Origin of the sequence: Gemmobacter aquatilis (assembly GCF_900110025.1) — a bacterium.
In the GTDB taxonomy this organism is placed as follows: Bacteria; Pseudomonadota; Alphaproteobacteria; order Rhodobacterales; family Rhodobacteraceae; genus Gemmobacter; species Gemmobacter aquatilis.
The window spans coordinates 367,451-383,951 of record NZ_FOCE01000001.1; the positions used below are offsets into that span (position 1 = coordinate 367,451).

Annotated in this window: 17 protein-coding genes; 10 read left to right on the forward strand and 7 right to left on the reverse strand. The window is 62.9% G+C overall.

Features of this window, described 5'->3' with window-relative positions; all coding sequences use genetic code 11:
• The first annotated feature begins 17 nt into the window (after nt 1-17).
• Entirely contained in the window at nt 18-983 is a 966-nt protein-coding gene (locus BMX43_RS01770; RefSeq protein WP_091295892.1) for a hypothetical protein, read from the forward strand.
• 11 nt (nt 984-994) lie between these two features.
• Here the strand turns inward: BMX43_RS01770 and BMX43_RS01775 are convergent, their stop codons facing one another.
• The 3 genes from BMX43_RS01775 to BMX43_RS01785 are packed head-to-tail and all read right to left on the reverse strand — an operon-like array spanning nt 995 to nt 2,617.
• Entirely contained in the window at nt 995-1,177 is a 183-nt protein-coding gene (locus BMX43_RS01775; RefSeq protein WP_091295895.1) for a hypothetical protein, read from the reverse strand.
• Between the two features lie 22 nt (nt 1,178-1,199).
• A complete protein-coding gene (locus tag BMX43_RS01780; protein WP_091295899.1) occupies nt 1,200-2,324 on the reverse strand; it encodes a WD40 repeat domain-containing protein in 1,125 nt (374 codons plus the stop codon).
• A gap of 11 nt (nt 2,325-2,335) precedes the next feature.
• Nucleotides 2,336-2,617 carry a hypothetical protein gene (locus BMX43_RS01785; protein ID WP_091295903.1) on the reverse strand — a complete coding sequence of 94 codons (282 nt, stop codon included), beginning with the start codon at nt 2,615-2,617 and terminating at the stop codon, nt 2,336-2,338.
• Between the two features lie 37 nt (nt 2,618-2,654).
• Here BMX43_RS01785 and BMX43_RS01790 point away from each other — a divergent pair, with 37 nt between their 5' ends.
• Complete coding sequence (locus BMX43_RS01790; protein ID WP_091295906.1) at nt 2,655-2,927, forward strand: hypothetical protein; 273 nt, start codon at nt 2,655-2,657, stop codon at nt 2,925-2,927.
• Between the two features lie 5 nt (nt 2,928-2,932).
• Here the strand turns inward: BMX43_RS01790 and BMX43_RS01795 are convergent, their stop codons facing one another.
• A complete protein-coding gene (locus tag BMX43_RS01795) occupies nt 2,933-3,379 on the reverse strand; it encodes a hypothetical protein (protein WP_091295909.1) in 447 nt (148 codons plus the stop codon).
• Between the two features lie 761 nt (nt 3,380-4,140).
• Here BMX43_RS01795 and BMX43_RS01800 point away from each other — a divergent pair.
• The 8 genes from BMX43_RS01800 to BMX43_RS01835 all read left to right on the forward strand — a co-directional run bounded on the left by BMX43_RS01800 (nt 4,141) and on the right by BMX43_RS01835 (nt 13,197).
• Entirely contained in the window at nt 4,141-5,808 is a 1,668-nt protein-coding gene (locus BMX43_RS01800) for an aromatic/alkene/methane monooxygenase hydroxylase/oxygenase subunit alpha (RefSeq protein ID WP_091295912.1), read from the forward strand.
• Nucleotides 5,809-5,911: 103 nt separating this feature from the next.
• Nucleotides 5,912-6,970 (forward strand): NADH:ubiquinone reductase (Na(+)-transporting) subunit F, encoded by a 1,059-nt coding sequence (locus BMX43_RS01805; protein WP_091295915.1) that lies wholly within the window; start codon nt 5,912-5,914, stop codon nt 6,968-6,970.
• Between the two features lie 52 nt (nt 6,971-7,022).
• Nucleotides 7,023-8,081, forward strand: coding sequence for an aromatic/alkene monooxygenase hydroxylase subunit beta (locus BMX43_RS01810; RefSeq protein WP_091295918.1), 1,059 nt, complete (start codon nt 7,023-7,025; stop codon nt 8,079-8,081).
• 12 nt (nt 8,082-8,093) lie between these two features.
• Nucleotides 8,094-8,465: an MmoB/DmpM family protein gene (locus BMX43_RS01815; RefSeq protein WP_091295921.1), complete on the forward strand. Its 372-nt coding sequence runs from the start codon at nt 8,094-8,096 to the stop codon at nt 8,463-8,465.
• Between the two features lie 87 nt (nt 8,466-8,552).
• Complete coding sequence (locus BMX43_RS01820; protein ID WP_091295923.1) at nt 8,553-9,575, forward strand: amidohydrolase family protein; 1,023 nt, start codon at nt 8,553-8,555, stop codon at nt 9,573-9,575.
• Nucleotides 9,576-9,580: 5 nt separating this feature from the next.
• On the forward strand, nt 9,581-10,384 hold the full coding sequence (locus BMX43_RS01825) for an iron-sulfur cluster assembly protein (RefSeq protein WP_091295926.1): 804 nt from the start codon (nt 9,581-9,583) through the stop codon (nt 10,382-10,384).
• Between the two features lie 68 nt (nt 10,385-10,452).
• Complete coding sequence (groEL, locus tag BMX43_RS01830; protein WP_091295930.1) at nt 10,453-12,087, forward strand: molecular chaperone GroEL; 1,635 nt, start codon at nt 10,453-10,455, stop codon at nt 12,085-12,087.
• Nucleotides 12,088-12,153: 66 nt separating this feature from the next.
• Nucleotides 12,154-13,197, forward strand: coding sequence for an NAD(P)-dependent alcohol dehydrogenase (locus tag BMX43_RS01835; protein WP_091295933.1), 1,044 nt, complete (start codon nt 12,154-12,156; stop codon nt 13,195-13,197).
• 78 nt (nt 13,198-13,275) lie between these two features.
• Here the strand turns inward: BMX43_RS01835 and BMX43_RS01840 are convergent, their stop codons facing one another.
• From BMX43_RS01840 to BMX43_RS01850, 3 genes are all read right to left on the reverse strand, one after another.
• Nucleotides 13,276-15,279, reverse strand: coding sequence for a sigma-54-dependent Fis family transcriptional regulator (locus tag BMX43_RS01840; protein WP_217643921.1), 2,004 nt, complete (start codon nt 15,277-15,279; stop codon nt 13,276-13,278).
• Between the two features lie 129 nt (nt 15,280-15,408).
• Complete coding sequence (locus BMX43_RS01845; protein ID WP_091295937.1) at nt 15,409-15,900, reverse strand: hypothetical protein; 492 nt, start codon at nt 15,898-15,900, stop codon at nt 15,409-15,411.
• A gap of 239 nt (nt 15,901-16,139) precedes the next feature.
• A complete protein-coding gene (locus BMX43_RS01850; protein ID WP_091295940.1) occupies nt 16,140-16,427 on the reverse strand; it encodes a ribbon-helix-helix domain-containing protein in 288 nt (95 codons plus the stop codon).
• Between the last annotated feature and the right edge of the window lie 74 nt (nt 16,428-16,501).

Below are 16,501 nucleotides of genomic sequence, written 5' to 3' on the forward strand. Positions count from 1 at the left end.
AGCCACAAGAGCGCAGCATGTGCCCCGCATCCGGCCCGACCCGATCCAGCCCCGAAGGCCATTACCGCGAGCTTTCGCCGCAACTCGCGGCAAAGCTGCGGCAGATGTGGTCGGCGCGCGGCCATGATCTGGACCGGATCTGGGGGGATTGCGTGCCACGTCTGCCGGGTTTCGCGCGGTTGCCCGATACGCCCCGCGCACCGGACAGTCGCGCCCATGATCAGCTGTGCCTGTTCGATCAGGCGCTGATCTGGGTGATTGCCCTGCGCACCGCCGCGACAAAGGCCCGCAACCTGCCGGGCCTGCAGCAAAGCCCGGATCAGTTTGCCGCCCTTGCCGCGCTGACCGCGCGTCTGGGGGAAACTCTTGCCGCGCTGCGGTTGCTGGTACTGAACGGATTGCCGGTGCCTGCGCTGCAACTGGCCCGCTCGGTGTCCGAGGATGTGGATATGGCGCTGGCGCTGCTGCTGCGTCCACGGCTGGCGCAGCAATTCATGGCGTGCACCACGGCGGATGAGGCCAGCGAGTTCTGGCGCCGCCATATTGCCGGGGGCCGCGCCTTCCGCGCCGTTGCGGAAAAGCTTTACGAGGTCGGGCTCGACCATTCCGACCGCAGCGAATACGGGCGCTGGCGGCGCGAGGTGCTGACGCTGCTGGGCAGCGCGGTGCACAGCTCGCCCCTGGGGCAGGCGGCGGGCCAGCCTGTTGCGCCATGGCACGAGAATGCGGCGCTGAGAGAATGTCTGGGCTTCGTGACCCATCGCCTGCAGGAATTCTGTGCATGGTCGCATGTGCTGGATACCGGGCTTGAAGCGGATCTGGCGCGCATTGCCTCTGATCCATCCGGCCGGGGGACCGGTGACTCCGAAGCGCGGTTGCTGCAATTCGCGGCCCGCTCGAAAGAGATCATTCTGGATCAGATGCGCTGGATGCTGGCAGACCGGGAAGAGCCGGAACGGCTCCTCGCGGGTCACTGGCACTAGGGCGCGTGCCGTCAGTGCGGCGGTTTCGCGGCTGCGATCTTGTTGTCGGCGATCCAGCGGGCGGCCAGAACCAGCGTGCCCATGGCGAAATCCTTGCCATGGGCGCCGATCATCTCTTGCGAGATTTCGGCGATGCGGGCGAAGAACGCATCCTTGCTGCGGTCTTCGGGCGAAAGGTCGGTGGTTTGGGACATGGGTCTTCTCCGGTCTGGGCGGTTATTTGAACAGGTGGGGCGGAAAGGTGGCGAGGGCGATTTCACCATCGGCGGTGCCGATCGCCAGATGAGTGCCGCAGGCGGACCAGCCGAGGGTGGTGACCGCTGCGCCGGTGGCATGGCGCAGCATCATCTCGTCCGGGAGCCCGGCCTGCGCGACAATCACGGCGCCGTTGGCCATGCCTGCGGCGACCAGATCACGCGACGGATGGGCCGCGACACATTCGGTCAGCACCAGCCCGGGCCGCCCGCTGCGCAGCGCGCCGGTAGCGTCACTGTCGAAGGGCGCATCGCTGAGCGACCAGCCCGCTACGCGGAAGGCGCCCGCTGCGAAAACGGCACCTGCCTTGGTGTTGAAGCAGATCGACCGGGGCGGGGCGCGGAAATTACCGATGACGGTGACGCGTCCTGTCGCCAGTTGCATCAGCCACAGCCCGCCATCGCGGGCCGCCCCGCCGATCCAGCTTTCATCCGGGGCGCAAATGACCGGGCCATCGGTCTGCACCGCATGGCTTTCGGGCGGGCTGCCCGGCTGCCACAGAAACAGCGCCTGTTCCCCGGCAATTGCCAGCCGCCGCGACTGCGGCAGGAAGGTCAGCCCGTCCGGGCGGCAATGGGTGGGCAGCGCCTGAAACGGCACCAGATCGTCCTCGTCATGCAGCACGATGCCGCGCTCTTGCGCGATGGCGAAGCGGCCTTGCCCGTCAGAGGCCAGCGCGAACACCGGCTGAGTGCCTTTCAGCAGGCGAAGCACTTGCCCGCGCGGTGTCAGGCGGAAGATCTGGCCATGCCGCCCCGCCACCAGAAACCCATGGGTGTTGGAGGGCGCAAGCCGCACCGCCCCGTCATCCAGCGGTTCGGTCAGCGTCGGGGGCGGCAGCGCCTTGCTGCGCGGGCGGATCGAGCTGCGCCCGGTATCCAGCTCTTGCCGGATGCGCTTTTCCGGCGGTTCGGGATCGGCCAGCGGCACCAGCGCCACACGCCCGTCGGCCAGCGCAAAGGCGACCGTCGTCATGTTGCGGTCGATGCAATGCGACACGACGGCACTTTCGGTCGGCCAGACGCGCGCCAGAAGATCATAGAGTGCGGGCTGGGCCGAGGGGCGGGGCAGGGTGGTCTGATCCATGTTCTGTTCCTTCAACGCAAGGCGGCGATTTCGCGCGAAAGCGCGTTCAGCCGCTGTTCCATGTCTTCGATCCGCTGGTGGCAGGCTTCGGCGATGCTGCGCGCCTGCGCTTCGGTTTCCGCCGCTTCGGCCAGCGCTTCGGCATCGCCCTGTTCCAGCATCTGCCGGGCGAATCCGGCGGCGGCACAACGCTGCAACAGGCGGTGATACTCGCCAGTCAGGGCCGACAGCGCAGCGGTTGTGGCGAATTGCTCTGTCAGAAGGGCTTGCTTTTCATCCCTAGGCGCCGTCATTCTGCCCTCCATTCCCGACAGACCGGAGCAGACCGCGATGATCGCCGCCCCCGAAGCCCGTCTTTTTGCTGCATTGGCGCAGGCCGCCGAGGCTGCGCTGGGCGCCGATCATGCCGCGACGCGCGCCGCATTGCGCGCGGCCACCGACCCCGCGCCCGAACACGGCGCTGCCCTTCAGGCGGCACTTGACGCCCTGCCCGCAGCCACCCGCGATGGGTTGCTGGCGACCGCTCATCGTCAGATGCGCGAGGATATCTCGGCGATCTGGGGGCTGTTGCCCGGCGCGGCGCTGGGCGGTGGGATGCACTGAGCCTGTCATGTGTTGCCCCTGATCTGGCCCTCGGCCTCCATCAAAAGGGTGACGACGCGGGTGATCCCTTCGGAAAACCGCGCTTCGGCCATGTCGATATGATTGGCCAGCGCATCCCAGATATCGACGCGCAGCATGGTTTCCGCGTCGCCGGTCAGGGTTTCAATCTCTGGCAGGCGGAACTGCCGCGCCAAGGATACGCCGGTAAAGACGAAATCCCGCAATTCAACCGCGTGGCTGTCGATGAAGAACGGCAGCAGCGGATGCTCTGCCACCGTCACTCCCGCCTCGGCAAGGGCACGCTCCAGAAAGGCGCGGAAATGGCTGTGCAAAAGCTCCTGGCTCTGGCCCAGAAACCGCATGGTGAATACCAGATCCTGCGGCGCGCGCGCCACGACGTCCTGCGCGATCTTGCGCGAGTCCTGCAGGGAAAGGGGAATGGGATCTGACATTGCGCGGCCCTTCGGCTTGCCTGACCGGACCAATGCCGGACTGATGTCATCCTACCATCCCAAACGCGCCCAAAGAAACGGCGAAAATTTCATAACTTGCTGATTTTCAATATGAAATATGAAAACATGTGAAACAGATGTAACGTTATTTAACGCTGGTCCGTTACACCTGTTGCCAAGGATTACATGCCGCGTTGCCGCGCCAATTTGTCGCGGTGCGGCAATGGTCCGGCGCGGCGAATCGCAGCCGGGATGGCCGTATCAGACCGAACAGGCACCAATTGTCTCAACTCTGCACGGTTTTACACCTGAGACGCGTTACAGCTGTAACACATCGCAACACCTGACCGGTTTGCCATCTTCGCTGCAGCCGGAAAGCCGCGTTTCAGGCGCATATTTTTTGATTCCTTCAATTTCAATGGGTTGATGAAGATTTGCCCCATGGCCCCGCATTATTTGCACGGCCAACCGGCCCGTTGGCATCGCCTCTGCTTGTATCCCTGACAGAAGAAGCCGGGCTCCGATGCAGGGCAGGCGCAAGAACGAAGGATGGGAGGAGACATGAGGGCGACCATAACCGCCGCAACGCCAGAAGCGTGCCGGTCGGCTGCGGGATTTTCGCTCTTTTCCCCCCGGAACCTTTGCCGTGAACCGCAGACCCGGCCCGCCCCTGTGGCTGCCGGCCCATCCCCGGGTGGCTCCATTCCGCCCACCGGCATCGGGCAACCGCCCTTGTCGTCCAACTCAAGGAGGCTCATGGCATGACGTCTTTGACGCTCAACAAGATCACGTCCCAGCGCGGTATTTCCGTTGGTGAGGCTACGAAGAAGATTTCGGACCTCGGCTGGAACCCGACCTATGTTCAGGAAGCGGCAACCTTCCCGACCGATTACAAGATCAACAAGGCCCCGCGCGACCCGATGAAACAGGTTCTGCGCTCCTACTTCCCGATGCAGGAAGAAAAGGACAACCGGGTTTACGGCGCACTCGACGCCGCGCTGCGCGGCGACATGTTCCGCAACGTGCAGCCGCGCTGGGTGGAATGGATGAAGCTGTTCCTGGCGATCATTCCGTTCCCGGAAATCTCGGCGGCGCGCTCGATGGCCATGGTGGCGCGCATCGCCCCCGGCGAAGACCTGCGCACCGGCTTCACCATGCAGATGGTCGATGAATTCCGCCACTCCACCATTCAGATGAACCTGAAGAAGTGGTACATGGAAAACTACATCGACCCGGCGGGCTTCGACATTACCGAAGAAGCGTTCGGCAAGTGCTATGCCACCACCATCGGCCGTCAGTTCGGCGAAGGCTTCATCACCGGCGACGTGATGACCTCTGCCTGCATGTATCTGACCGTGGTTGCCGAAACCGCCTTCACCAACACGCTGTTCGTGGCCATGCCGTCCGAAGCCGCCCGCAACGGCGACTATGCGCTGCCCACCGTGTTCCTGTCGGTGCAGTCGGATGAAAGCCGCCACATCGGCAACGGCCACTCGCTGCTGATGGCCGCGCTGAAAGAGCCGGAAAACCACCTGCTTCTGGAACGCGACCTGCGTTATGCGTTCTGGCAGAACCACGCCATCGTCGATGCCGCCATCGGCACGCTGATCGAATACGGCACCACCAACCGCGACAAGGAAAAGGAATCCTACGCGGAAATGTGGCACCGCTGGATCTTTGAAGACTACTACCGCACCTACATGCTGCCGCTGGAAAAATACGGCATCAAGGTGCACCACGACGACGTGCAGGAAGCCTGGAACCGCATCACCAAGAAGAACTACGTCCACAAGGTGGCCCAGTTCTTTGCCGTGGGCTGGCCGGTGAACTTCTGGCGGATCGAAGCCCAGACCGACAAGGACTTCGAATGGTTCGAGCACAAGTATCCGGGCTGGTATGCCGAATTCGGCGAGTTCTGGAAATGGTATGCGAAACTGTCGAAGCCGGGTCAGAAGGTCATCACCTTCAACGAGGAAGTCGGCTACGTCTATCCGCATCGCTGCTGGTCGTGCCTTGTGCCCTGCCTCATCCGCGAAGACATCGTGACCGACACGATCGACGGTCAGGTGCACACCTTCGCCCATGAGCTGGACCGCTGGACCGCCGTCGAGGCCTTCTCGAGCGAGTATCAGGGCCGTCCGACCCCGGCGATGGGCAAGTTCTCGGGCAAGCGTGAATGGGAAACCCTGTATCACGGCTGGGATCTGGCCGATGCGATCAAGGATCTGAACTTTGTCCGTGAAGACGGCAAGACGCTGGTCCCGCAACCGCACCTGCGCTTCGATAACAAGGACATGTGGACGCTCGACGACGTGCGCGGCCACACCCTGATGTCGCCGCTGACCCTGCTGCGCGAAATGTCGCCCGAGGCGCGCGAAGCGCATCTGGCCGAATACCGCCGCGGCTTCACCATCAATCCCTGCAACTGACGCAGGGGCGGGGGCCGGCCGGTTCGGCCCCCGCATCCCCAACCACATGACGAAGGGGCGGCCCGCGCGGTCGCCGGACTGACGGCAAGGGAGGCCGGACAGAATGGGCGAGGTTTACAACGTAAGGCTGGAGCCTGTCGGCGTGGAATTCGAGGTGAACGAGAACGAGACCGTTCTCGATGCCGCGTTCCGCCAGGGCATCTCGCTGCCGCATGGCTGCAAGGAGGGTCAGTGTTCGGCCTGCAAATGCGTGCTGATCGACGGCGAGGTGGAGATGCTGAAATATTCCACCTTCGCGCTCAACGAAAGTGATCGCGACGGCGGGCAGATTCTGATGTGCCGGGCGCTGCCCTATGACAACCTGACGATCGACCTCTTGAACTATGATGAAGAGGTTCTGTCGAAGTCGATCCCCGTCAAGGAATTCGCAGGCCGGATCACCGATTTCCAAAAGCTGACGCATGACATTCGCGGCGTGCAGATCGAGCTGGACGCTCCGCTGAAATTCTGGGCGGGCCAGTATGTCGATATCACAGTTACCACGGAAGAAGGGGAGACGATCACGCGTTCGTTCTCCATGGCAAATCCGCCGAGCGAAACCCAAAAGCTCTCCTTCATCATCAAAAAGTACCCCGACGGAAAATTCTCCAACGAGCTCGACAGCGGCGGAATCCGCGCCGGAGCCTCCGTCCGGGTCAACGGGCCCTTCGGGATGTGCTTCCGGCGGGAAGACCGGCAAGGGCCGGTGATCCTGGTCGGTGCCGGGTCCGGCATGTCGCCGGTCTGGTCGATCCTGCAGGATCATGTGGCCAGCGGTGAACAGCGCGACGTTCTGTTCTTCTATGGCGCGCGCAGTGAAAGCGACCTGTTCCTGCTGGACGAGATCGCGGCCATCACTGACGCCCATCCCGAAATCACCTTCATCCCGGTCCTGTCCCATGCGCCGGAAGACTCGGGGTGGACCGGCGAGCGTGGCTTCGTTCACGAGGCGGTTTCGCGTCGCCTGAAGGCGCTGGGTATCGCCGGGCAGGGGGATGTGTATGCCTGCGGCCCGCCGCCGATGATCGACGCGCTGCAGCCCACGCTTTTCATGCTCGATTTCGACAGCGAGCGGATTTTCTTCGACCGTTTCACCACGACGTCCGGTTCATCGGGCCATTAAGGCGGCCCGATCGCTCGTCCGGGAAGCGGACTACAACACAGGGAGAGAGACCATGACAGCAACTGCCACCCCGGTCAGGTCGGGTGCCGCCGGCGCCGCGATCTTCGCCGGATCGACCAGCCGCAAATACAACTACTTCGAACCGCGCGGCAAACGGGCCACCCATTACGAAGATGTCACGGTGGATGTGCAGCCCGATCCCGAACGCTATCTGATCCAGGACTGGATCATCAGCTTCGGCAACGGCAAGGGCGCCTATACCAAGGACAATACCCGCGCGCTGTCGTCGAACTGGCACGCCTTCCGGGCGCCGGATCAGGAATGGGAACGCACCCATTACCAGCGTCAGGCCAAGATCGAAAACATGGTGCAGTCGGTCATCAACAATGCCCGCAAGGCTGGCGCGCATCTGGTGTTCGACAAGGCGTGGCAGCGCATCCTGCAGGTGCATCTGGGCGCGTGGAAACATGCGGAATTCGGCCTCGGCACCTCGCTCATGCAGGCGCAGCGCTATGGCTACACCCAGATGATCAACAACGCCACGCTGACCAATTCTTCCTACAAGATGCGGCTGGCGCAGGACATCACGCTGTATCTGGCCGAAATCGGCATGGACATCGAAGGCTGGGATGACGAGGCCGGCAAACGCGCCTGGCTGGAAGACCCGATCTGGCAGGGAACCCGTCACGCCATCGAGGCGATCATGGGCGCCGAGGACTATCTGGAACAGTACTTCGCCATCAACCTCATCTTCGAACCGATGGTGGGCGAACTCATCCGCTCGGGCTTCTTCATGCAGGCGGCGGCGGCCAATGGCGATTTCATCACCCCGCCGGTGATTTCTGCGGCCGAGGCTGATTACGAGCGCAATCTCGCGAACACCATCGACCTGATGTATCTGCTGGTGAACGACGCGGAACATGGAAGCCACAACCGCGGCCTGTTCCAGGCGTGGATCAAGAAGCATGGCGATCTGGCCGACAAGGCCGCCACTGCCCTGCAACCCATCTGGTCGCAACCCCATTCCAAGCCCGTGTCCTTCGCGGATGCCCGTGCCGTCTCGCAAGAGCGCGTGGGTCGGATCCTTGGCGAACTCGGCCTGAGCCGTTGAAAGGAACTCAGAATGTCCACCACAGCGCGTGACAGCACGAAAAGCAACATCTTCAAGTCGATGAAGGACATCGACCTGAGCAGCCGCGAGATCTCGCATGAATGCGGCGTCACCATGAATGACTCGGTCGAGGCCCGCGCCATCGCCGAATACATGGATCAGGATCCGAAGGTGACGGTGACCTACAACCCCGCCACCATCCGCATCGACGGCGAAGGCAAGCTGATCTTCAAGATGGATGACATCAGCGAATATCTGGGCCGCGAGATGACCGCCGAGATCTTCGAGGTGAACACCTCCACCCACTATGGCCGGATGGTGCGGATCGACGACAACACCGTGATCCTGTTCGGCAACATGGACGAAGTGTTCGAATACATCTGACCGTCCGGCGGGCCGCACCCGGCGCGGCCCGCCCTTCCGTCTGAACCATCACGGGCAGGCATGGCCCGCGCGACAAGGGAGAGAGAGATGTACAAGACCCCCGACGGCAAGGAAGTCTTCGTGCTGGATTGCCATACCCATTTCTGGGACGGCAGCCCGGCCAATCAGGCGAATGTGCATGGCAAGCAATTCGTGGAATGCTTCTATGCCTATCACACCAACCTCAGCCCCAAGGAAGAGCTGTGGGAGAAGTCGCGTTTCGAGAAGTATTCGGAGGATGACATCTACCGCGATCTGTTCGTGAACGGCCCCGATGACATGGCGATCATCCAGACCACCGTGCTGAAGGATTTCTACAAGAACGGCTTCGGTTGCATCGAACGGTCCACCCAGATGGCCAAGCGGCATCCGGGGCGCTTCATCGTCAACGGATCCTTCGATCCGCGCGATGGGGAAAAGGCGTTGGAATACATCCACTACATGAAGGAAACCTACGACATTCAGGGGGTGAAGATGTACACCGCCGAATGGAACGGCGCGTCCAAGGGCTGGAAGCTGACCGACCCCGATGCCTATCGCTGCTTCGAGCTGTGCGAGAAGCTGGGCATCAAGAACATCCATGTCCACAAGGGTCCGACCATCATCCCGCTGTCGAAAGACGCTTTCAGCGTCGAGGATGTGGATGGCGCCGCGACCGATTTCCAGAACCTGAACTGGATCGTCGAACATTGCGGCCTGCCGCGTCTGGATGATTTCTGCTGGATCGCCACGCAGGAAACCAACGTCTATGGCGGGCTGGCCGTGGCGCTGCCCTTCATCCACACCCGCCCGCGCTACTTTGCCGAGGTGATTGCCGAACTGCTGTTCTGGATCGGGCCGGACAAGATCCTGTTCGGGTCGGATTATGCGATCTGGACGCCGAAATGGCTGGTCGAAAAGTTCTGGAACTTCCAGCTTCCCGAAGACATCGCGGCAGAGCGCGGCGTGCAGCTGACCGATGAGATCAAGGAAAAGATCCTCGGTCTGAACGCGGCGCGGCTTTACGGCATCGACGTGGCGGCCAAGCGCGCAGAGCTTGCGCAAAGCCCCGTCCGCATCGCAGCGGAGTAAGCGCCATGGCCGTGCAAATTCGCGGCGCATTGGCACGGGACGTGTGGCGGCGGCTTTCCGCCGTCACCGACCCCGAGCTGGACGAGCCGATCACCGATATGGGCTTTGTCGAACGGCTGGACATTGTGGCCGGGTCCGAGGTGGAGATCGACTTTCGCCTGCCGACCTATTGGTGTTCACCGAATTTCGCCTTTCTGATGGCCGACGGTATCCGCCGTGCCGCCCTGTCTTTGCCTTGGGTGCAACGGGCAACGGTGCGGTTGCAGGACCACTGCTTTGCCGATCAGGTGAATGAAGGCGTGAACGGTGCACGCAATTTCGAGGCTGTGTTTGCCGATCTGACCGATGGCAGCAACCTGAGCGAAGTGCGCGAGAAATTCCGCGAAAAGGCGTTTCAGCGGCGGCAGGAAGCGGTGCTTCTGGCGCTGAAGGCGGTGGGCATGACGCCCGCCCGCATCACCGCAATGACGTTGCAGGATTACGATACGCTGGGCCTGATCCGCGCGCCCGAAGCTGCCGCGCAAAAGCCGCGCTACCGCGAAATCCTGATCGAGGAAGGGCTTGCCTGCCTGCCCGAAGATCCGGTTTTTGTCACCTGGCAGGGCGAGCGCATCGTGGCCGAGGGGCTGGCCGATCATCTGGCGAGCCTGAGGTCGGTGCGCATCAACATGGAGTTCAATGGCGCGCTGTGCCGTGGGCTTCAGGCTTCACGCTATAAGGAGGTCGATCTCAGCTCGGGCGAGCCGGAACTGATCGACTTCATTCTGGGGCGGGTGCCGCCCGCCCCCCACCGCGCGCCGCAGGGCTGAGGCACGCGCGAAACCCACCATTACGACAAGAAGGCCGGGGCATCTGCCGCCGGTACAGGGAGGATACCATGCCGAATATGCTTCTTCACAGCGCCGAAGCCCGCCGCGCCCTGGCGCGGGGCGTCGCCCGTCTGGCTGCTGCCGTCGAACCCACGCTGGGCCCCAAGGGCATGAATGCGATGATCGACCGGCCTGTGGGCACACCGCTTGTCACCCGCGACGGGGTGTCCATCGCCACCGAGATCGAACTGCCCGACCGCTTTGAAAACATGGGTGCGCAGGTGGTGCGCGAAGTGTCGATGCAGACCAATGAGGTTGCAGGCGACGGCACCACCACAGCGATCGTGCTGGCCAATGCGATGATCCAGCAGGGGGTCGTGCAGGCCGAACGCGGCGCACGGGCGGTGGATCTGTGTCGCGGCATCGAACTGGCGGTCGAAGCGGTGGTGACTGCGCTGAAGGCCAGCGCCGTGCCCGCTGCGGGCAATCCGCGCATCTTGGCCGCCGTGGCCAATATCGCCGCCACCGATCCGCGGCTGGGCGCCATTGTCGCCGAGGCGCATGAGCGGGTGGGCAAGGACGGCATCATCGCGGCGGAGTTTTCCGTCACGGTCGAAACGCATCTGGAAGTGGTCGAAGGCATGTCCTTCGAGCGGGGTTATCTGTCGCATCACATGGTCACCCATCAGGACGAGATGGAGGTGCATCTGGAGCGCCCTCTGATCCTGCTGACCGACCAGAAGATCCTGCACCCCTCGGCGCTGGATACCGCGCGGGGTATCGCAGATGCCGAAGGCCGCCCGCTGCTGATCGTCGCTGAAGAGGTTGCACCCGAAGTGGTGGTGACCCTGCTGGAAGCGGCCCCGCCCGGCAAATACCTGATCGTGCATCCGCCGGAATATGGCCATTGGCGCAAGGCGCAGATGGATGATCTGGCGATCCTGACGGGGGGCGAGGTGCTGGCCCGCGATCTGGGCCGCAAGCTGGAAAACGTGACGCGCGCACAGCTTGGCGCGGCGCGGCAGGTGCGGTCTTCGGCCAACCAGACCACTGTCATCAAGGGCGAGGGCGATCCGGGGGCCATTTCTGCCCGGCGCGCGCAGGTGCAGCGCCAATACGACATCGCCCCGCCGAATATCGAACAGGACAAGCTGCGCGAGCGTCTGGCCAAGCTTTCGGGCGGCACGGCGGTGATCCATGCCGGCGGCCTGACCCCGGTTGAACAGAAGCGCAAAATCCAGTTGATCGAGGATTCGCTGCACGCGATCCGTGCCGCAGTCGAGGAAGGCGTGGTGCCCGGCGGTGGTTCGGCGCTGGCCCATGTGGTGCCGCTGCTTGGCCCGCTGTCGGCGGGGCTGACCGGCGATGTGGCGGCTGGGGTTGAACTCGTCCGTTCGGTGCTGACGCGCCCCTTGGCGCGGATAGCGATCAACGCGGGCTGCGACCCGAATTCGGTCATCGCCGAGGTGATCCGCTCGGGCGAGGGTCATGGCTTTGATGCCGCGACGGGCACCTTCTGCAACATGATCGAGGCGGGGATCGTCGATCCCGTGCGGGTCACCTGTTCGGCGCTGGCCAATGCGGCCTCGGTCGCGGCGCTGATCCTGACCACCGAAACGCTGATCGGCCATAGCGAGGAATATGTCGATCCGACGGCCGGTGCCGCCCTTGGCGGCGGGGCCGAACGGCTGGGCCGCCCCTGACCAGCGGGGGCCGACAGGCGGCCCCCTTTCCCATCGCAATCTCCGCCAACAACAAAGGAGTGCCCCATGAAGGCCGCGAGACTTTACGAATACGATCCCGCCATGAACGTGAAACTGCGGATCGAGGATATTCCATCCCCCACCATCACCAAACCGGACGAGGTGATCGTCAAGGTCGGCGCTGCGGGTCTGTGCCGCACCGATCTGCATATCATCGAAGGTGTGTGGCAGGGCATCATGGACCCGCATGGCGCGCTGCTGCCCTATGTCATGGGACACGAAAACGCGGGCTGGGTGGAGGATGTGGGCAGCGCTGTGACCTCGGTCAAGCCTGGCGATGCGGTGATCTGCCACCCGCTGCGCACCTGCGGCATCTGCCTGAACTGCCACCACGGCCATGACATGCATTGCGAGCACAGCCAGTTCCCCGGCCTTGGCCTGAATGGTGGCTTTGCCGAATATTTCCTGACCAACGAACGCTCGCTGATCAAGCTGAACACCAATATCGCGCCGCTGGATGTGGCCCCGATGGCGGATGCCGGGATCACCGCCTATCGCGCCGCCAAACGAGCGGCCAAGATGCTGCCCCCCGGCAGCTATTGCGCGGTGCTGGGGGTCGGCGGGTTGGGCCACATCGCGCTGCAGGTGCTGCGCGAAATGTCGGGCTGCCGCACCATCGCCATTGACCGCGAGCCGGGTGCGCGGCTGCTGGCCAAACAGCTGGGCGCCGATTTCGTGCTGGATGGCGGGCCTGACCTGATCGAAGAGTTGAAGTCGATCACCGGCGGCGGCGCCCATGTCGTCATCGACTTTGTGGGCGAGTTGGGGGTGGAAAACATCTGCTGGCGCCTGCTGCGCAAGGGTGGTGAGGTGATCGTGGTCGGCTATGGTGGCACGATTCAGGTGCCGACGCTGGATCTGGTGGCGAACGAGATCAAGATCGGCGGCAGCCTGGTGGGCGACTACACCGAATTGGTTGAACTGATGGAACTGAATGCCGACGGCAAGGTGACGATGCACTACACCCAGTACAAGCTGGACGACATCAACACCGCCATCGACGATTTCAAGAACCGCCGCTTCACCGGGCGCGGTGTGATCGTGCCATAACAGCCGCGATCCTGATCAGCTCACAACCGCCCCCCGGCTGATCCGGGGGGCTGTTTCTGTCTGCCCACAGGCTTGCGCCTATTCATACACGCGGCGGATGCCGTACAGCTTCAGCTTGCGATACAGTGTCGGCCGCGAAATGCCGAGCGCGGCTGCAACGCGGGTCATGTTGCCACCTTCGCTGGCCAGTGCCCGTTTGATCGCCTGACATTCCATATCGGTCAGGCTGACCGGATCGGCCTCGGCCATCTGGGCGCTGGGCGTCGGTTCGGGCTGGGCGCGCATCGGTGCGGACAGATCATCACGTGTCACGCGCCCATCCGTCACCATCAGATGCAACCGTTCAAACAGGTTACGGAGTTCGCGCACATTGCCGGGCCAGCGATAGGCCATCAGGCAATCCATCGCGGCCGCATCCAGGACCAAAGGCTCGCGGCGCAGTCGCGTTGCAACGCGCTGGTTGTAGTGATCGGCCAACAGGGGAATATCGCAGATCCGCTCGCGCAGCGGCGGCACTTCAATCGTCACCGTGCCGATGCGATAGAACAGATCGCGACGAAAGCGCCCGGTCTCCACCTCACAGCCCAGATCGCGGTTGGTCATGGCGACGAGTTGCACATCGACAGGCCGCCTGCGCGAACAGCCGACGCGGTAGATCGCCCGCTGTTCCAGAACGCGCAGCAGATAAGGCTGCAGATCCAGCGGCATTTCCCCGATCTCGTCCAGGCACAGCACGCCGCCATCCGCCAGTTCAAACTTGCCCGGCTTGCCCTCGCGCGAGGCGCCGGTAAAGGCCCCGGCGATATGGCCGAACAATTCTGACCCGAACAGATCGGCGGAAATTGCGCCGCAATTCACCGTTACGAAAGGCGAACCCGGTTTGCGCCCGGCCTCGGCGTGGACAAGCCGCGCGAACAGCTCTTTCCCGACCCCGGTTTCCCCCTGAATCAGCACGGGCGCGCCTGCCGCCGCCGCACGCCGGGCCAGCGCCATCGCCTCCAGAAACTTCGGTGCATTGCCGATCATCAGGAGGGCTTCTTCTCCGGTACCGGCGCGGGGTTCGATCCGCGCCGGGGTTGGGGGCGTCGTGGCTGCGACATGTGTCTTGCCCGGCAGAGTCAGCACGGCGCCGCTGAACCGACCGTCCAGCAACAGCCGGTTCACGCCGGTTGGCCGCATATGCGGCGGCATTGCCTTGAGGATGTCGCCATCGCTCATCTTGTCCGACAGGGTCAGCAACTGTCGCCCGATCTGGAAATCGCAGGCGCTGCGCGCCGCCGGGGCGGGGCGGTGGTACATGACCCGGCCAATCCGGTCGAGGATGATGACACTGTCATTCTTCATGCGGGCGCTGTCAGTATCCAGAAAGGCCTCCAGCAGGCGACCTCGTTCCACCTCATGCCGCTCTGCCAGTGCGATCTCGATCTCGCGCGCCACGGCGGCAGCGAGGGCAAGGTTGTGTGGCCTGAAAATTCCGGGCGGGCCGGACAGATCCACCGCGCCCAGAACCCGCTGATCCACCGGATCGCGGATCGGTGCAGCCGCACATGTCCAGGCTTTAATTCCCTGACAGAAATGCTCTGACGCGTGCACAACGACTGGCTGGGCCGAACGTAGCGCCGTGCCGATGCCATTGGTGCCGATCGCTGCCTCATCCCAGGTGCCGCCCTGAATCAGGTGAATGGCCTCTGCGGCATCCCGCGTCCGGCAGTCGCCGATCTGGTCGAGGATAAGGCCATTGGCATCCGTCAGGATCAGCAGGGCATCGGCATCCACCAAAAGTGGGCCGATCTTGGAAAACGGCATATGCGATGCCGCACGCAACGCGGCGCTGTCCTGCCGGGCCTGGGCGAGCCGTTCTTCGGTGATGTCGAGCGGGGCGAAATCCGCAAGCGCGTCGATCCCCAGCTCCAGACTGCGGCTCCAGGATTCGAGAATCTCGTGACGAATACCCGACGAGCGGGTGCGTTCCAGATCACGATAGGTGAGCAGATCCTCCCATGCACGCATGGTTGTGCGCTGGTCGAACCAAGTGTCTGGCAGGCCGACCGGCGCGCAATACTCTGAGATCGTTTCTGTCATCCGAGGCATCTATTCTGGCTTTCGGGCCCCAGGCCCAGGCTGAAGTTTGATGTGCAACCGAAGATTGTCACGGTACCGATGCCTAGCCTACGCCCAAGCAGGTGCCGCGTGAAAGCCTGCGGGTGCCCTTCAGGCGTATCCCAGACGTTCGGCGATTTCTTCGGCCAGCAGGGACTCCGGGCAGGCCTTGTCGATGATCTGGCCATCCAACTCCGCCAAGGGTGCAAGAACATCGTCAGGCAGCGCCGAAATGAAGCCGTTTTCCTTGGTGGCCAAGGCAAAATACCGCGTTTGTGCCTCGTGGCGGATCATGCCCAGCAGGTGCAACTGGCGGCCTGAATCCCCATCATAGGCCACAACGCGGTCATTCAGGCTGATCTTGATCTGCGGTTTGCCGCCCTCAGCGCGGCGCCGGTCGCCGGGGGCAAGATCATGGATCAGGCGACCGGACAGGGGCGGCGGGGCTGCGGCGGCCCGTTTGGCAGCTATTCCGGCGCTGTATCCCCCCTGAGTCAGCCGGTCCGCCAGATGGGTGATGGTGGCGCGGTTGTTTTCGATCAGCCGTTTCGCCGCAGCATCTTCGCGGCGCGGACCATCTTTTCTTGAAATGATATCGACCATAGTCATCCTCCCCGATGTCCTGATGTCGTTTCCGGGCTGTCTGCTGCGCCCTTTTGAAGTGCCTCTTCCGATCCTCCCCGATCAGTTGGGCAAATAGCAGTCTCTTTTCCTCCGATTCACAAGGTGTGCAGGACACAGGTGAACGCGCTTCAAACACCAACCGTCACACTGGCACAACGCCCCATGGCATCTTGATTCGATCCCGAAGACTATAGCCGGACTTCGGATCCCGGGTGGTATCACTTTACTACCTGTTGCGGGATTTGCCCAAGCAGGCTTTGACTGCGCAGGCAGGTACATCTTAAAAGCGAAGTAAAGTTGTTCACCTCTCCCCTGAGTTCCAGAATTTCGGTTTGCAGCTCTGAAAGAAGCTGTGGTGTGGTGTAGCCTTGGTGGAGGGCCATGGCATCAAGAATATCCCAGAAGGCCCGCTCCAGCCGGATCGACGTGCTTTGACCGTTCATCCGGATCGAGCGGGTCTGGCGTTCGTGGCAGGACGGGTCGTCGCTGGCAAGGATGCGGCACATCCGCTGGCCCCTTTCACGCTATGAAAGTCACCTCATTATAGGTCAATCCAAACGCCTGTCACCGACAGAGTGCC

Excerpts from the sequence above, each read along its gene's own strand:
- BMX43_RS01820 (WP_091295923.1), top strand. The coding sequence starts at position 8,553 with ATGTACAAGACCCCCGACGGCAAGGAAGTCTTCGTGCTGGATTGCCAT.
- BMX43_RS01770 (WP_091295892.1), top strand. The coding sequence starts at position 18 with ATGTGCCCCGCATCCGGCCCGACCCGATCCAGCCCCGAAGGCCATTAC.
- BMX43_RS01845 (WP_091295937.1), bottom strand. The coding sequence starts at position 15,900 with ATGGTCGATATCATTTCAAGAAAAGATGGTCCGCGCCGCGAAGATGCT.
- BMX43_RS01850 (WP_091295940.1), bottom strand. The coding sequence starts at position 16,427 with ATGTGCCGCATCCTTGCCAGCGACGACCCGTCCTGCCACGAACGCCAG.
- BMX43_RS01775 (WP_091295895.1), bottom strand. The coding sequence starts at position 1,177 with ATGTCCCAAACCACCGACCTTTCGCCCGAAGACCGCAGCAAGGATGCG.
- BMX43_RS01780 (WP_091295899.1), bottom strand. The coding sequence starts at position 2,324 with ATGGATCAGACCACCCTGCCCCGCCCCTCGGCCCAGCCCGCACTCTAT.
- BMX43_RS01800 (WP_091295912.1), top strand. The coding sequence starts at position 4,141 with ATGACGTCTTTGACGCTCAACAAGATCACGTCCCAGCGCGGTATTTCC.
- BMX43_RS01805 (WP_091295915.1), top strand. The coding sequence starts at position 5,912 with ATGGGCGAGGTTTACAACGTAAGGCTGGAGCCTGTCGGCGTGGAATTC.
- BMX43_RS01840 (WP_217643921.1), bottom strand. The coding sequence starts at position 15,279 with ATGACAGAAACGATCTCAGAGTATTGCGCGCCGGTCGGCCTGCCAGAC.
- BMX43_RS01795 (WP_091295909.1), bottom strand. The coding sequence starts at position 3,379 with ATGTCAGATCCCATTCCCCTTTCCCTGCAGGACTCGCGCAAGATCGCG.
- BMX43_RS01815 (WP_091295921.1), top strand. The coding sequence starts at position 8,094 with ATGTCCACCACAGCGCGTGACAGCACGAAAAGCAACATCTTCAAGTCG.
- groEL (WP_091295930.1), top strand. The coding sequence starts at position 10,453 with ATGCCGAATATGCTTCTTCACAGCGCCGAAGCCCGCCGCGCCCTGGCG.
- BMX43_RS01825 (WP_091295926.1), top strand. The coding sequence starts at position 9,581 with ATGGCCGTGCAAATTCGCGGCGCATTGGCACGGGACGTGTGGCGGCGG.
- BMX43_RS01785 (WP_091295903.1), bottom strand. The coding sequence starts at position 2,617 with ATGACGGCGCCTAGGGATGAAAAGCAAGCCCTTCTGACAGAGCAATTC.
- BMX43_RS01835 (WP_091295933.1), top strand. The coding sequence starts at position 12,154 with ATGAAGGCCGCGAGACTTTACGAATACGATCCCGCCATGAACGTGAAA.
- BMX43_RS01790 (WP_091295906.1), top strand. The coding sequence starts at position 2,655 with ATGATCGCCGCCCCCGAAGCCCGTCTTTTTGCTGCATTGGCGCAGGCC.
- BMX43_RS01810 (WP_091295918.1), top strand. The coding sequence starts at position 7,023 with ATGACAGCAACTGCCACCCCGGTCAGGTCGGGTGCCGCCGGCGCCGCG.